At 54.3% G+C, this 532-nt stretch carries 1 protein-coding gene; it reads right to left on the reverse strand.

The window, feature by feature from the left end; translation table 11 throughout:
* A partial coding sequence (locus BLX24_RS31095) for a hypothetical protein (RefSeq protein ID WP_143092979.1) occupies window positions 1–332 on the reverse strand: 332 nt, incomplete at its 3' end.
* Window positions 333–532 lie beyond the last annotated feature (200 nt).

The raw sequence follows: 532 nt of genomic DNA on the forward strand, positions 1-532 counted from the left end.
GCAATATCCTCCGATCCCCAGGAGCACATGCCGCCGTACCGGCTCATGGCGCCGATGATCGGAATGACTACTACCTGACCGGATTTGGTACCGACTTTCGAAAGATTATTGTAGCCCGGAACGGCTGCAGATTTATCAGCGCCGAATGAATCCTTCCCCCGGTCATCCTTTCCGGTCAGATTCGCTTCAACCAGATACGGTTCGATCCGGTCTTCAGTCCGGACCTCAAACGGTTGTTTGCCCTGCTGCAACCGGCTCAGCACGATAGCCGCCATCCGGTCGTGGTATGTCTGATTAAGTGCCCATGCGCCTGCGAAAAGTAGTTCGATCATTGCCCTGTCTGGTATTATCAGCTTCGAAGTTGGGCAGCAGATTTTTCGCAGAACAGGACAAAAAAAAAGCCTGACCGTGTAAGGTCAGGCTATGCCTTCTTATAGCGCACCCAGCCGAGTGCCCGTACGTAGTAATACATCAGCAGCCGCTGCCAGACCGGCACCCCGGCTTCCCACAGCAGCTGGTTAAAGACCTGATC

The sequence above is a fragment of the Arsenicibacter rosenii genome (assembly GCF_001870735.1).
Classification (GTDB): Bacteria; Bacteroidota; Bacteroidia; order Cytophagales; family Spirosomataceae; genus Arsenicibacter; species Arsenicibacter rosenii.